Origin of the sequence: Streptomyces avidinii, from assembly GCF_014650695.1 — a bacterium.
GTDB lineage: Bacteria > Actinomycetota > Actinomycetes > Streptomycetales > Streptomycetaceae > Streptomyces > Streptomyces avidinii.
This window is the reverse complement of the sequence record NZ_BMVL01000021.1, coordinates 77,377-90,610: the sequence shown is the minus strand read 5'-3', so window position 1 is coordinate 90,610 and position 13,234 is coordinate 77,377. Positions and strand designations below refer to the sequence as shown.

11 protein-coding genes and 2 pseudogenes are annotated in these 13,234 nt (G+C 69.4%); 9 read left to right on the top strand and 4 right to left on the bottom strand.

The window, feature by feature from the left end:
• Positions 1–39: 39 nt before the first annotated feature.
• On the bottom strand, positions 40–1,974 hold the full coding sequence (locus tag IE257_RS35485) for an ABC transporter ATP-binding protein (RefSeq protein ID WP_189973963.1): 1,935 nt from the start codon (positions 1,972–1,974) through the stop codon (positions 40–42).
• 29 nt (positions 1,975–2,003) lie between these two features.
• The gene (locus IE257_RS35480) at positions 2,004–2,801 is read right to left on the bottom strand and encodes an alpha/beta fold hydrolase (protein WP_189973962.1); all 798 of its coding nucleotides are present in this window, start codon (positions 2,799–2,801) and stop codon (positions 2,004–2,006) included.
• A gap of 473 nt (positions 2,802–3,274) precedes the next feature.
• Between IE257_RS35480 and IE257_RS35475 the strand changes: the two genes are divergently transcribed.
• The 9 genes and pseudogenes from IE257_RS35475 to IE257_RS35435 all read left to right on the top strand — a co-directional run bounded on the left by IE257_RS35475 (position 3,275) and on the right by IE257_RS35435 (position 11,987).
• Positions 3,275–3,490, top strand: coding sequence for an MbtH family protein (locus IE257_RS35475; RefSeq protein ID WP_308279507.1), 216 nt, complete (start codon positions 3,275–3,277; stop codon positions 3,488–3,490).
• A 527-nt stretch (positions 3,491–4,017) separates the two neighbouring features.
• Positions 4,018–5,085 (top strand): ParB and winged helix-turn-helix domain-containing protein, encoded by a 1,068-nt coding sequence (locus tag IE257_RS35470; protein WP_229920854.1) that lies wholly within the window; start codon positions 4,018–4,020, stop codon positions 5,083–5,085.
• A gap of 350 nt (positions 5,086–5,435) precedes the next feature.
• Positions 5,436–6,377: a ParB/RepB/Spo0J family partition protein gene (locus IE257_RS35465; protein WP_229920853.1), complete on the top strand. Its 942-nt coding sequence runs from the start codon at positions 5,436–5,438 to the stop codon at positions 6,375–6,377.
• A 679-nt stretch (positions 6,378–7,056) separates the two neighbouring features.
• On the top strand, positions 7,057–7,887 hold the full coding sequence (locus tag IE257_RS35460) for an FkbM family methyltransferase (protein WP_189973960.1): 831 nt from the start codon (positions 7,057–7,059) through the stop codon (positions 7,885–7,887).
• 16 nt (positions 7,888–7,903) lie between these two features.
• Entirely contained in the window at positions 7,904–9,082 is a 1,179-nt protein-coding gene (locus IE257_RS35455; protein WP_189973959.1) for a glycosyltransferase family 4 protein, read from the top strand.
• A 120-nt stretch (positions 9,083–9,202) separates the two neighbouring features.
• Entirely contained in the window at positions 9,203–9,613 is a 411-nt protein-coding gene (locus tag IE257_RS35450; RefSeq protein WP_189973958.1) for a hypothetical protein, read from the top strand.
• A gap of 287 nt (positions 9,614–9,900) precedes the next feature.
• Positions 9,901–10,554, top strand: coding sequence for a DUF6357 family protein (locus IE257_RS35445; RefSeq protein WP_189973957.1), 654 nt, complete (start codon positions 9,901–9,903; stop codon positions 10,552–10,554).
• A 73-nt stretch (positions 10,555–10,627) separates the two neighbouring features.
• Positions 10,628–11,592, top strand: a pseudogene (locus tag IE257_RS35440) (DUF6357 family protein).
• A gap of 104 nt (positions 11,593–11,696) precedes the next feature.
• On the top strand, positions 11,697–11,987 hold the full coding sequence (locus IE257_RS35435) for a hypothetical protein (protein WP_229920852.1): 291 nt from the start codon (positions 11,697–11,699) through the stop codon (positions 11,985–11,987).
• A 9-nt stretch (positions 11,988–11,996) separates the two neighbouring features.
• Here the strand turns inward: IE257_RS35435 and IE257_RS35430 are convergent.
• Positions 11,997–12,086 (bottom strand): annotated as a pseudogene (locus IE257_RS35430) (IS5/IS1182 family transposase); the annotation flags it as partial.
• A 71-nt stretch (positions 12,087–12,157) separates the two neighbouring features.
• A complete protein-coding gene (locus IE257_RS35425) occupies positions 12,158–12,865 on the bottom strand; it encodes a VOC family protein (RefSeq protein ID WP_189973956.1) in 708 nt (235 codons plus the stop codon).
• Positions 12,866–13,234 lie beyond the last annotated feature (369 nt).

The window sequence follows — 13,234 nt, the reverse complement described above, 5'->3', positions numbered from 1 at the left end:
CGGACGGCAGCTTCGTCGTGCCCGGGAGCCACGTCAGTGCTACGCCGGGTCGAGCACCGCAGCCTCCTCGAGCGGTTCGTCCTGCGCGAACTGGGTTCGGTACAGGGCGGCGTAGAGGCCGTCGGCGGCCAGCAGCTCCTTGTGCGTGCCCTGTTCGCGGATCTGTCCGGCCTCGACGACCAGGATCCGGTCGGCCTCGCGGATCGTGGACAGACGGTGGGCGATCACCAGCGATGTGCGTCCGGCCAGCGCCGTCTTGAGCGCACGCTGGATCGCCGCTTCCGAGTCGGAGTCGAGGTGCGCGGTGGCCTCGTCGAGGACGACGACCGACGGGGCCTTGAGCAGCAGCCGGGCCAGTGCGATCCGCTGCTTCTCTCCGCCGGAGAGCCGGTAGCCCCGGTCGCCGACCAGGGTGTCGAGGCCGTCCGGGAGGGCGCGGACGGTGTCCCAGATCAGCGCCGCCTCGCAGGCGTCGATCAGTTCCTGCTCGCTCGCACCGGGCCGCGCGTACTCCAGGTTGGCCCGCAGGGTGTCGTGGAACAGGTGGGCGTCCTGGGTGACCACGCCGATCGTGTCGCGCAGCGACTGCAGGGTGAGGTCCCTGACGTCCTGGCCGGCGATGCGGACGGTGCCCCGATCCGGGTCGTAGAGCCGGGGCACGAGCTGGGTGATGGTGGTCTTGCCGGCGCCCGAGGGGCCGACCAGCGCGGTCAGTTTCCCGGCCGGGGCGTGGAAGTCGAGGTTCTGCAGGGTCCACGCCTCGTCCGCCCCGCCGGGGCGATCGCCGCCGGCCGGCCCGAGCGAGGCGAGCGCGGCCTCGTCGCCGCTCGGATAGCGGAAGCTGACCCCCTCGAAGGTGATGTCCGGCGCCTCGCCGCTCCCGGCCGCGGGCCGGGCGTCGGCGAGGTCCCGGGCGCCGGGCCGCTCCGCTATGTTCGGCTCGAGGTCCAGGACCTCGAAGACCCGGTCGAAGCTGACCAGGGCCGTCATCACGGTCGCCTGCATGCTGGAGAGCTGGTTGATCGGCCCGTAGAGCCGCATCAGCAGGGCGACCATGGCCACGAGCGTGCCCAGGGCCAGGGTGCCGTCGATGGTGAGGACGCCACCCAGTCCGTAGACCAGGGCCGTGGTGATCGCCGTCAGCACGGTGCCGACGATGCTGAGGGTGCGCCCGTAGAGGATCCCCAGCACGGCGATGTCACGCACGCGGCCCGCCTTGCGGGCGAACAGGCCGGACTCGTCCTCCACGCGGCCGTAGAGCTTGGCGAGCATGGCGCCCGAGACGTTGAAACGCTCGCTCATCAGGGAGCTCATGTCGCCGTCGAGCTCCATCCGCTCCCGCGTGAGGCGCTGGAGCCGGCCCGAGACCAGACGCGCCGGGAGCAGGAAGAGCGGGATCATCGCCAGGGCGGCGAGGGTGATCTGCCACGACAGGTAGAACATCGCGGCCAGCACCAGGGCCAGCGAGAGGAGCACGGACAGGGTCTGGGAGAGCAGGACGGTCACCGCCTGCCGCGCCCCGACGACGTCGGTGTTCAGCCGGCTGACGAGGGCTCCGGTCTGCGCGCGGGTGAAGAAGGTCAGCGACTGCTTCTGGATGTGCGTGAACACCCTGTTGCGCAGGTCGTAGACGACTCCTTCGCCGATCCGGCCCGAGGCCCAGGCCTGTACGTACATGGCGGCACCCTCGACCAGCGCCAGGCCGGTCACGCCCAGGCAGAGCCAGATCACCGTGTCGGTCCGGCCGGGCAGGATGCCGTCGTCGATGACCATCTTCAGGAGCAGGGGGCCCGCTGCGGTGGCCGCGGCATCGACGACCGTGCTGATCACCAGCAGTGTCATCGGCCAGGGGTAGGTCAGGGCGTAGGGGAGGATGCGCCGGAACGTCCCCTGCTTGATCCGCCGACGGGTGATCGAGCCGTCGTCGAACCGTAGTCGCGCCTTGTCTTCGGCCGCGCTCTTTTTCCTTGCCATGGAACGTCCTTCGTGCTCGTGAGGGGCGGTCAGTACTTTCCGAGGAACTCGATGACCGCGGTGTTCACCTCGTCCGGGTTCTCCAGGTTCCCGAGATGACCGCAGCCGGGGATCTCCACGTAGTCGCAGTCCGGGATGGCGTCCGCCACCTCGGCGACCAGGTGCGGAGGACAGATGAGGTCGTCGGAGAAGGCGATCGCACGGCACGGCACCGTGAGTTCGCGCAGCGCCTCGCGGCGGTCGCCGAACGTGTCGACAGAGTCCTGGCCCGGGGCGGAGCTGCCCGAGGTCAGTTCGAAGATCTCCAGCCAACCGGAGGCCGCGGCTTCGTCGTTCAGCGTGGTCGGGGACAGCATCTCCAGCACGGTGCGGACGGCCTCGTACTTGGGCGGGAGGGTGATACCGGAGGCCCGCAGTTCGCGGTCCGCCTCCCGCATCATGCGCCGCGCGGCGTCGGACCGGGCCCGGGTCGCCATGAGGACGGCGCAGCGCACCAGTTCGGGGCGGGCGAGCGCGAGCTCCTGGGCGATCATGGCTCCCATCGACGTGCCGACGATGCGGCACGGCCCGATGTCCAGTGCCTCGATCAGTCCGATCGTGTCGGCGGTCATGTCCGCGAGGGAGTAGTCGCCGGGCGGAGTGGAGGACGGCGCGATGCCCCGGTTGTCGAAGACGATCGTCTCGTAGCCCGCCCGGTGCAGAGCGGGTGTCTGGTGCATCGTCCACACGCGGCCTGCGGCGCCGGAGCCCATGATGAGGAGCACCGGCTCCCCTCGGCCTGACCGCTGGTAGGAGAGCCGGATCCCGTTGGTGCTCACGAACGGCATGGCGGCGCTCCCTGATGGGCGGTGGGCATGGGCAAGACGGCCTCCTGGAAGTCGAGGAGAAGGATTCGGGGGCGAAGGGTCCGGAGCCGGAGATCGAGATGCGCCCCGGCCATGCCTGTACGGGCGTTCCAGCGCTCGGCGGTGAGTGCCGACGGGGACACGGCGCGGTGGTGATGTGGCATGCCAGCGTTCCACGATGGCACCGGGCGGACGCGTCGATCAAGGGCAGGTGAGACCTGGCCGCCCGGCGCCTCGGCCCTGTTCAACCAGCGCGCTGGGGGCAGTTGAACAGCCCGGAGCGCAGCGTCCGCAGTCCTGATTGACGCGCCGACAGGGCTTCAGGTCATAGTGGCCCCCGGCTGGCCCGGCACCGCGCCGGACGGCCGTCCGCGGTGGGGGCGAGGCCGGGAGAAGTGCCCGGGAGCGCGTCCACCGATGCCATGCATCCCATGTACCCAAGAAAGGACGGCGTGGTGACAAATCCGTTCGAGGATCCCGATGCCGAGTACCTGGTCCTGGTCAACGACGAGGGCCAGCACTCGCTGTGGCCCGTCTTCGTCGACGTGCCCGAAGGCTGGGAGTCGGTGTTCGGGAAGGCGGGACGCCAGGAGTGCCTCGACCACATCGAGAAGTCCTGGACCGACATGCGGCCCAAGAGCCTGATCGAGGCGATGGCGGCGCAGAAGTAGCCCGCCGTGCCGATGCCGTCGGCCATCCCCGGATGGCCGACGGCATCGGCACTACGGGCGCCGGGTGGACCGCCATCGGGCCCACGGCCGTGTGCCGTGGGCACGAGCGGTGTTCAACCAGCGCGAAGCGACAGTTGAACGCGCCTTTGATTGGCGCGATGTATCCCCTATGGCGAATTTCATTCGAACGCGGCTTGGGCGCGGGGGCCGGGCTGCGATGTGAAGGCTGTTCGTTCGATCAAGTTTCGATCGATCAGCTCTCGACAGTGCAATGACTCGCGGGTGACGATGACGGAGTTCGCACATTGCTTATGCGATCCGGGGTTAGGTGAGCCTTGGCTTACCTGCGCTTTTTGTCGAATTTATGACAGTGATGGACGTTGCTGTCGCACGCCCGGGCGCCGTTGGTGACCGAAGGTCTGACCGCTTGACAGTCAGGCGCCCGGCGTGCTCGTAGCAGAGAAGGACCTGTCTACTCAATGGGGGATACGAGAATGAGTCCGGCCTGCCCAAGTGGGATGGATTCCGTGGGACCCGGTTCGGCCACCGACTCGGGCAGAACCGCCGCAGGCGCCGACGCGCGCGGAAGGGAGATCGTCTCCCTGCCCATCGCCTTACTCGTTCCCGGAGAGTCGCCCCGTCTGGACGGGCAGGACGCGGAGCACGTGACCCGGCTGGCGGAGCTCGACGTTCCGTTACCCCCCATCCTCGTGGACCGCCGCACGATGCGCGTGATCGACGGAATGCACCGGCTGCTGGCCGCCTGTCTCAGGGGCCAGGAGTCGATCGACGCGGAACTCTTCGAAGGAACGCCCGAGGAGGCGTTCCTTCGCGCGGTCGAGGCGAACGTGACGCACGGCCTCCCGCTCTCCCAGAAGGACCGCAGGGCTGCTGCCACGCGCATCATCGAGGCCCACCCGCAGATGTCGGACCGCGCCATCGCCCGGGCTTCGGGCCTGGGCGCCAAATCGGTGGCCGCCATCCGGCGGGCTTCCGCCGGCGAGGCGGGCCAACTGGCCGTCAGGATCGGGCAGGACGGCAGGGTCCGGCCGCTGAGCAGCGCCGAGGGCCGCCGGAAGGCCGCCGAACTGATCGCCGAGAACCCGGAAGCCTCCCTGCGCGAGGTGGCGAGGCGTGCGGGGATCTCGCCCGCGACGGTGAGTGACGTCCGCAGGCGTTTGCTGGCCGGGCAGCAGCCCGTCGCGGAGCGCAGGCCCGTTGCCCTCGCGCCGGACGTGGACGGGACCCTGCCGTCCATCCCCAGGCAGATGTCCAGAGCGCGGCCCGTCCGCAAGGCGAGACCGGTGCAGCTCGACCCGGTCCAGTTGATGGAGAAGCTGGTGCGCGACCCCTCCTTGCGACACAAGGAGGGGGGACGCCAGCTGCTGCGCCTGCTCCAGCAGGGTGCGCTCGGCGACCGGGCGTGGGCCCAACTGGCCGCCGTCGTGCCCTCACACGCCCGGGACAGCGTTGTCGGCCTCGCGCGCCAGTACGCGGAGACCTGGATGGAATTCGCCCAGGAGCTCGACGAGAACATGCGCCCCGTGGGCGCGGAAGCCGGCCTGCCCAGGCAGCGCTTCGGCATGCGCGCGTAGGCGGATTTGACGTACCGCCGGGATACCGGTTGTGATTTGATCACAACCTGGAGCAACACTCTCGACGACCAAGGGAGTGGTGGTGTAGAGGGCGGTCGGATGGCGGGGGGACTGGCCATGTCCGACGACTGCCCGAGCGCCGGATCGAGCGGGACCGTGGTGCGGTAGGGGAACCGCGCTGCCGGCCCGCGGTCGACTCCAGGGCCGTGAGCTGCGCGAGCAGTAGATGTACCAGGCTATTCAACGGGGTGAACTACTTGAGCATGTCCTATGCCCGCCCATCCGATGGGGCGGCAACCGAAACCGGTCCCACATTCCCAGCAGCGCAAGGCGCTGCCCTCCCGCACGTCGTGACCGTGCCGATCGGTCTGATTCTCTCGGGGGACTCCCCGCGGTCGCAGGGGAAGGACGCCGACCACGCCGCCAGACTGGCGGAACTCGACGCCCCGCTGCCTCCGATCCTGGTCGATCGCCGCACGATGCGCGTGATCGACGGAACGCACCGCCTGATGGCCGCCACGCTCAAGGGCCAGGAGTCGATCGACGTCGAGTTCTTCGACGGCACTGCTGAAGAAGCGTTCCTGCGCGCCGTCGAGGCGAACGTGGCGCACGGCCTGCCGCTGCCGCACGCGGACCGGCGCAGAGCCGCGGAGCGGATCATACGGTCCCACCCGCGCAGTTCGGACCGGGCGATCGCGCGGTCCGCGGGCCTCGGGGCGCGGACCGTGGCGAAGATCCGGCGCGAGATGACCGGGCCGGGGCAGCAGCCGGTCGCCCGTGTCGGACTCGACGGCAAGGTACGCCCGTTGAACAGTGCGGAGGGCCGCAGACGGGCCGCCGAGATCATCACCGAGGATCCGATGACGTCGCTGCGCGAGGTCGCGCGGCGTGCGGGCATCTCGCCGGCCACCGTCAGCGACGTCCGCAAGCGGCTCGCCTCAGGACAGCCGCCCGCTGCGGCCGAAGCGACCGGCATGAGCGGAGCAGCCCGGGCCGACAGGCCGAGAACCGTGCGTGGGATGCCTCCGGTGCCGTCTCCGCCGGCCGCCGTCGTGGAGAGGCTGCTGCGGGACCCGTCGCTGCGGCACAAGCAGGAGGGGCGGCAACTGCTGAGGCTGCTCCAGCAGAACGCCATCGGGACCAGGGAGTGGTCCGAACTGACCACGGTGGTGCCGTCGCACTGTGGCGCCCTGGTGGTCGACCTCGCGCGCCAGGTCGCCGAGACCTGGATGGAGTTCGCGCGGGAGCTGGACGAAGGGGCTCAGCCCGAGGGGCACCGGGCGGCCTGCTGACGGTCGGCCCCCGAGCGGTTCCGGCCGGCCCTCGGGCCCGTTGCCCGCAGGGCCGGCCGGTGTGCCCGGCACGGCGCACCCCGGCGTGCCGACCGCACCCCCGACGGCGATCGAGCGCCTGCACCGCCCTCGGAGCCCGCGCGTGGCCGGTACCGGACCGGGCTGCGACTCCGGGCAGGATCCGGAAGAGACGGCCCAGCGGCGCTCGGAACCTCGACGGCGAGGGTTCCCGTTCCACGTGCGGCCCTCGGCGAAGAGCACGGGCCGCGCGCACGGGGGCCTCCGGAATCGGCATGCGTTCGCGTACGGGCAGACATCCCCGCCGCTCCTTTCCGGAGCGATGGACTCCTGATTTCCCGACACCGCCGAAACACCCCGCTCGTCGGCCGGTCACCGCCACGACAAACCCCCGACCGGGAGCGGTTTCCCGTTCCGGGAGACCGCGGCGACGACCGGTCGTCCGGTGCCTCGGCCGAGTGAAATCCCCATTCGGATGCGCGCGACGTGAATTCCGGCCGACCGATCCGCTCCGGCCTGTCGTTCTCCGGGGTTACATCCGCGGACTGATGACAATCGGAGGGTGTGATCAATAGTTTGATCGGCGAGAGCGCGAACGCGCAGATCCTTTCCGAGCGGTACGCCGCACCCCGTGCGTTGATGAACGTAGGAGTCTGATCACATGGCGACGAACAGGGTTTCGGCCACCGGCCGGTTACCCCGGCCGCCGTATCCGTCCGAACCCGTACGTCCGGCCCCCGCGCGTGCGGGCGTACGGGTATCGGCCGTGGCGGGCGGGCTCTCCTGGGCCTCGTCGCGCTTCTCCTTCGTCGAGGACGAAGTGGCGGGTCTGCGGCCCTTCGTGCGGCCGGGTGCCGTCTGCCTCGACATCGGTGCCGAGTACGGCCTCTACACCTGGGCCCTGTCCGCACTCAGCGGACCCGAAGGCTCCGTCCACAGCATCGAGCCCCTGCCCGGTCCGGCGGCCTGGCTGCGCACCGCCGCATCCGCCTTCGGCTGCGACAACGTCACCGTGCACCGCGTGGCCCTGGCGGCTCGCGCCCAGCCCGGCACGATGAGCCTGCCCCGACGCCGTCTGCTGCCGGTGCACGGGCGGGCGTACCTCACGGAGGGGGCCAACGGCCCGGGGCCCAACACCGAGTTCGCCCGGTCCCGCTCCGTGGCCACGGCCGTCCGGACCGTGGACGGCCTGTGCCACCACTTGGGCCTCGACCGCGTCGACTTCATCAAGGCCGACGTCGAGGGAGCCGAGGCCGCCGTGCTCGCGGGCGCCCGCCGCACTCTGCTGCGGCACCGTCCGTCGCTGCTGCTGGAGATCGAGGACCGTCACCTCGCCAAGTACGACGCCCGCCCGGCCGGCCTCGTCGCGGGCCTGCGAGGGCTCGGCTACTCCATGTACCGCTGGCGCGAAGGGGGATGGCACCCCGAGGCCGCGGTCACGGACGACTTCCGTAACTACCTCTTCACGACTCGTCCGCCCACCCACGACTGAAGGAACTTGCCCTGTCATGGGTTCCACTCTTGTCATCACCAACGACTTCCCGCCCCGCCAGGGCGGCATAGAGACCTTCGTGCATGCCATGGCCACCCGGGTGCCCGCCGACGACGTCGTCGTCTACACCTCGCACGAGGCGGGCGACACCGCCTACGACGCGACGCTCCCCTTCCCCGTCGTCCGTGACTCCACCCGCATGCTCCTGCCGACCTCCCGCGTCACCCGCAGGGCCGTCGAGGTGGCCCGCGCCCACGGCTGCGACCGGGTGTGGTTCGGGGCCGCGGCCCCACTCGCGCTGATGGCACCGGCCCTTCGGCGTGACGCCGGGGTGCGACGCATCGTCGCCACCACGCACGGTCACGAGATCTGGTGGTCCCGCGTCCCGGGTGCGCGCCGCATGATGCGCCGCATCGGCGACGGCGTGGACGTCGTCACCTACCTCGGGGACTACACGCGTGCCCGCATCGGGCCCGCCCTCGGCCCGCGTGCCGAGCTGAGCCGGCTCGTCCCGGCCGTGGACGCGGAGGTCTACCGCCCCGACGCCGCGGCGGGAGCCGCCCTCCGCGCCGAACTGGGGCTGGAGGGCAAGCAGGTCATCCTGTGCGTGGCCCGCCTGGTGCCGCGCAAGGGCCAGGACAAGCTGATCGAGGCGATGCCGATGATCCGCCGTCAGGTGCCCGACGCGATCCTGCTGGTGGTGGGCCAGGGGCCAGACGAGGAGCGGCTGCGCAAGCTCGCCCTGCGCCACGACGCCGACGCCGTGCGGTTCGTCGGAGGCAAGCGCCACACCGAGACCCCGGCGTACTACGCGGCCGCGGACGTCTTCGCGATGCCCTGCCGGACCCGGAGGGGCGGCCTGGAGGCGGAGGGCCTCGGCATCGTCTTCCTGGAGGCGGCCGCCAGCGGCCTGCCCGTGGTCGTCGGCGACTCCGGAGGTGCCCCGGACACCGTGCTCGACGGCCGCACGGGCCGGGTGGTGGACGGCACCGACGCCGAGGTGGTCGCCGGCACCCTGACCCAGCTGCTGCTCGACCCCGAACGGGCGGCGGGCATGGGTGCCGCGGGTCGCCGGTGGGCCCAGGAGTCCTGGTCCTGGGAGGCCTCGGCACAACACCTGACCCGTCTGCTGACGCCCCCGGGGGAGCCGTCCCTGCCGGTGGCGCCGCTGCGGGGAGCACAGGGACCGGGGTAGCCCCGTGCTCGCGCGGACCTGCTGCCCCGTCCCGTCCCGTCCCGGCGCGGCACATCGTGTCCGGGAACACCGACTGCTGCACCTTTCATGTCACATGACCCTTCCGAAAGGACCTGTTCCATGCGTAACCGCGTCCTCAAGTCCCTGACCGTCGTGGCCGCCTCGGCGGCCGGTCTCCTCCTGGCCGGGGCCCCGGCGTCGGCGGCCCCGATACCGTGGTCGGTCTCTCACGGCACCGCCACCGCCGACGGCACCCGCTGGCTGGAGCCGGGCTCGTCGCTGGTGGTCAAGGGCGAGCTCCGCAACACCGGGCCCGGCTGCTACTCGCTGTGGTCCGTGACCGTCAGGGACTTCGTCCCCGGCCCCGTCCGCAAGCTGGCCACCCAGTGCGGATCGGGCAGCCAGCCCGTCGAAACCAAGATCTCCTATGCGCTCACCACCACCAGCTACGTGCAGATCTGCCAGGACGAGAGCAGGACGAACTGCGGCCGGCAGACCAGCGTGACCCAGTGGCCCGCGCAGCGCGGCTGATACCGGGACCCCCGGCGGGACCGCCCGTCCACGGGCACCGGGCCGGGGGAGCCACCGGCTCCCGGCGGTCCGGGTCCGCCGGCGGGCGGGAGCGGGACGAGCGGGTGACGGGGGCGATTTGGTCGACGTAGCGGTCCCAGCGCGTAGGAGGCGTGGCCGAAACGGTCTCTCTTCCAGCGGGTGCGTGCCCCGGCCCTGCTGCCCGCGGACCGCAGGTCGGACGGCAGGTCCGTGTGCTCTGCTTCGATTACGCTGGTGGAACTACCACACGTGAACGAAGGACGCGAATGGCTCGCCCCTACCGCCCCGGACCGAAACAGTTCGTCTTCGCCGCCGGTGATGGCAACGACCAGCAGGTCTCCGTGGGCGACCCTCAGGAAGCCTACGTAGCGTTCTCTGCGTTCTTCCGTGATCGAGATTCTGACACCTACACCATCAATGATGAACCGTCGGGGCAGAGTTTGGTACTCATGCCCGGGCGAGGCGTGATCTCCCGGATCAAAGATGCGGACCGACCTCGGTCGGAATACCTCCAGGTCGACAGGGCCAATCGCTACCTTCCGAGCGCGATGCTGTTCTTCGAGAACGGATACGCCGGCCTCGACCGCTTCGGCCAGTGGTTCTCCGACCTCGCCGACCTCGACGCGTCCCCGGAGACTCGCGGTGCCGCCCGCGCCGCCGCGATCACGACGGAAGCAGCGGCGATCGAGGAAGTCGCTCGGATCTGGGCAGATTCGGGCTACGTGGACCCGAGCGACCAGTACTACGTCTTCTTCGACTCGCACGGTGTCGACGATGACCGAGCCGAACGAGCCGAACTGCTCAAGTTGATCGAGTTCCTCGGTGTCGAACGAGTCGACGCCCCGGCCGAGGCCGCCGGGGGCGAAGTCTGGGTGCGCACCGACACCCGCCTCGACATCGAATTCGCACGGTGGTCGTGAACACATGGTGCGGGGCAGCGCTGCAACATCGCCGTGATGCCGGCCGGTGCCGTTCCGCGGAAAGACCGAGTCCATGAGAGACATCGTTTTCACGCGCAAGAGCGGCTGGATCCCGAACGTGATCCGCGAGGACGGCGAGCTGAAGCTGATGCTCGGTGCCGGGGCCGACGCCAACCACGAGCCTCGCACGTTCACGTTCTCGATGAGCGAAGCCCATCTTGCAGTGATCCGGGAGGACCTGGCCAGACAGCTGCTGCTGTGGAGTGCGGCCCTTCCGCTGTGCGACGCCGCCGGTACCCGGGGTCGACTCGACGAGAACGCTGCCGTCGCGCTCCTGGACCCGGCGATGCGCGCGGCGACAGAGACATCAAACGGGAAGCGAGCCCAGGAGTACCACGCGGACCGCCGTCGCGCCGAGCGCGGAGCAGTGCTCGGTCCACTCGACGCCGCGATTTTGAGGTACACGGGCCAGTATCTGCACGGCGCGACGGTTCCGAGGCGGATGCCCGATGCCGTGATGACGCGCTGCGCACCGTGAGCTTCCTGATGTGCTCGGAGGCCGCGGACCGCTCCAGGAGCACACCCATGGAGGATGACGAGGAGGCTGCCGGCCACCGCGCCGACTTCGGCGGGAGTGCGAGGAAGACGGTCCTGTCGTTCACCGACGACAAGGGCGTCGAGAAGAAGTGGCTACGGGACAGTCCCCGCACTGCCGCAGCGGAGTTCTGGGAGTTCGTCGGCGATCGCTCTGCCGCGGACAACGAAGTGTGCACCATCGAGGACGAGGAGATGGGCGAAGGGATCCAGCTCCACTTCTACGCGGATTCCCTCGCCCGGATCACGACGCTGAGCGAGGGCGAAGGCGGGTCGGATCCGGAGTACCGGGTCGAGTACAGCCTGGTCGACGGGATCGGCGGGTACCGGAACCTGGTGAGCGCCTTCGTCCGCGGCGGCTGCGCCGCACTCGAACAGCACGGTCCCTGGATGTCGGATGTCGCCGAGTTCGAGCGCGCGCGTCGGCGGCGCGACGCCCGGTAGTCCCGGGAGACAAGCACGCGAAGCTCCTGGCAGACACGGGTGCTGTGGAACGGCTCATCGGAGTAGCGGTCTTGGGGGGACGAGTGGGACGCAGCAGGCTACCTGTGGAGAACGCAGGCAATGGCGATCTCTGTCTCTTCATCGAGCCGTACGGTGAGGACTTCTGTCTGAAGCCCGGGGAGGTCTTCACGGTCGCGCCCGAAGCCGAGGGGAACGATGTCTGGTTCTCCACCGTCGTCTGGGAGGGAGGCATCACGGTGTGGCCGTATGAGGACGGCGACCCGACCAAGACTGTCCTGGAGTACACAGTGACGGACGCCAACGGAACCCGACTGGAATGCGGTCACCAGAGACCCCCGAAGTCCGGTGGCTCTGACGTGGCTGAGCTGGGTTGACCCTCGCGGTCACTGGGTCAGGGCGAGATTCTGCAGCTGGGCGATGCCCAGCATGGCGTGGTGGACACCGTCACCTCTGACACGGCAGTCACGGAGGAGCAGAGCGTCCAAGGACGTCCCGGCCGCGCTGCATGTGCACCTCGACGGCGCCGAGCGGGACAGCCCTTACGCTACGGAATGCTCAGTTCGGCGAACTCGACGGAGTTGTTGTCGAAGGCCAGCCGGATGATCCTGCCCGGGGCTTCGATCTCGACCGTCGACAGACCCTCCGGGTCGGCTTCTTTCAACTCCAGGAAGCTGTTCTCCAGTTCCAGCCGGGCCGCGCCCCCGGTCCGCTGCACCCGGCTCTCGGGGATTCCGTACACCGTGCGGTACCGCCCGACGGCCGCGGTCAGGTCGGACACCTGGATCGTGGCGGAGCGCAGGCGCATATCGATGGCGACGTCGGGCAGCTCGGAGTGATACTCGATGACCCACGGCATCAGGTGGTACTGGCCGAAGAAGAGCGAGGAGAACTGGATTTTGGAGCCGTCGGGCTGGGGTACCCAGGTGGAAATGGGTCCGCAGTTCTTTACGGTTTCCGGCAGGTTCTCCTGGAGCCCGGCGAGGTCCCTGGTGCACAATGTGGCCGAGAAGATTCCGGAGCCCCGTTCGTCGAGGTACTGGACGAATTTCTTGCCGAACGGGGAAAGGCCCGCCTGTTCGGGATCCGACACCGCCATGACTTCCAGGAATGTGCCGTTCAATGCGATGACCCGGCCCGTGATCCCGGGGATGGTGCGGGTCGGGACCTCGAATTCGGAACCCAGTGCTCCTTCTATCTGAAGGACTATTTCGTCGAGGTCGTGTACAGCAAAAGTGACGTGATCCAGGAACACTGGTCTCCCCTCGCCGATGCGGCCGCCGCATCGGTTCCACTATCGGCTTCAACAGGCGCCGGAACATGTGCTCAGTGTCGAAACAAGACAGTGGAGTGTGCACATGTGGGAAGTGCCGGGGGGTAGCCCGGGTCCGGGGTCGCCATTGACCGAACTGTGAGACACAGTGTCGGCAGAAGCCCGCACGAAGGCCCATTCCCGGGTGTCGCAAGGAATTGGATGTGATTCAGATCACGCCACGCTCGGGGGCGTGGCCGGAAGACTCGTGGAGTGTGGCGCGAATCTATGAGAGATTTGTCGCTGCTTGGCTATGCGCTCCGTGCTTGCCCCGCCGTTGCCGGGGATTACGTGCCGGAGCGTGTTCTGCAT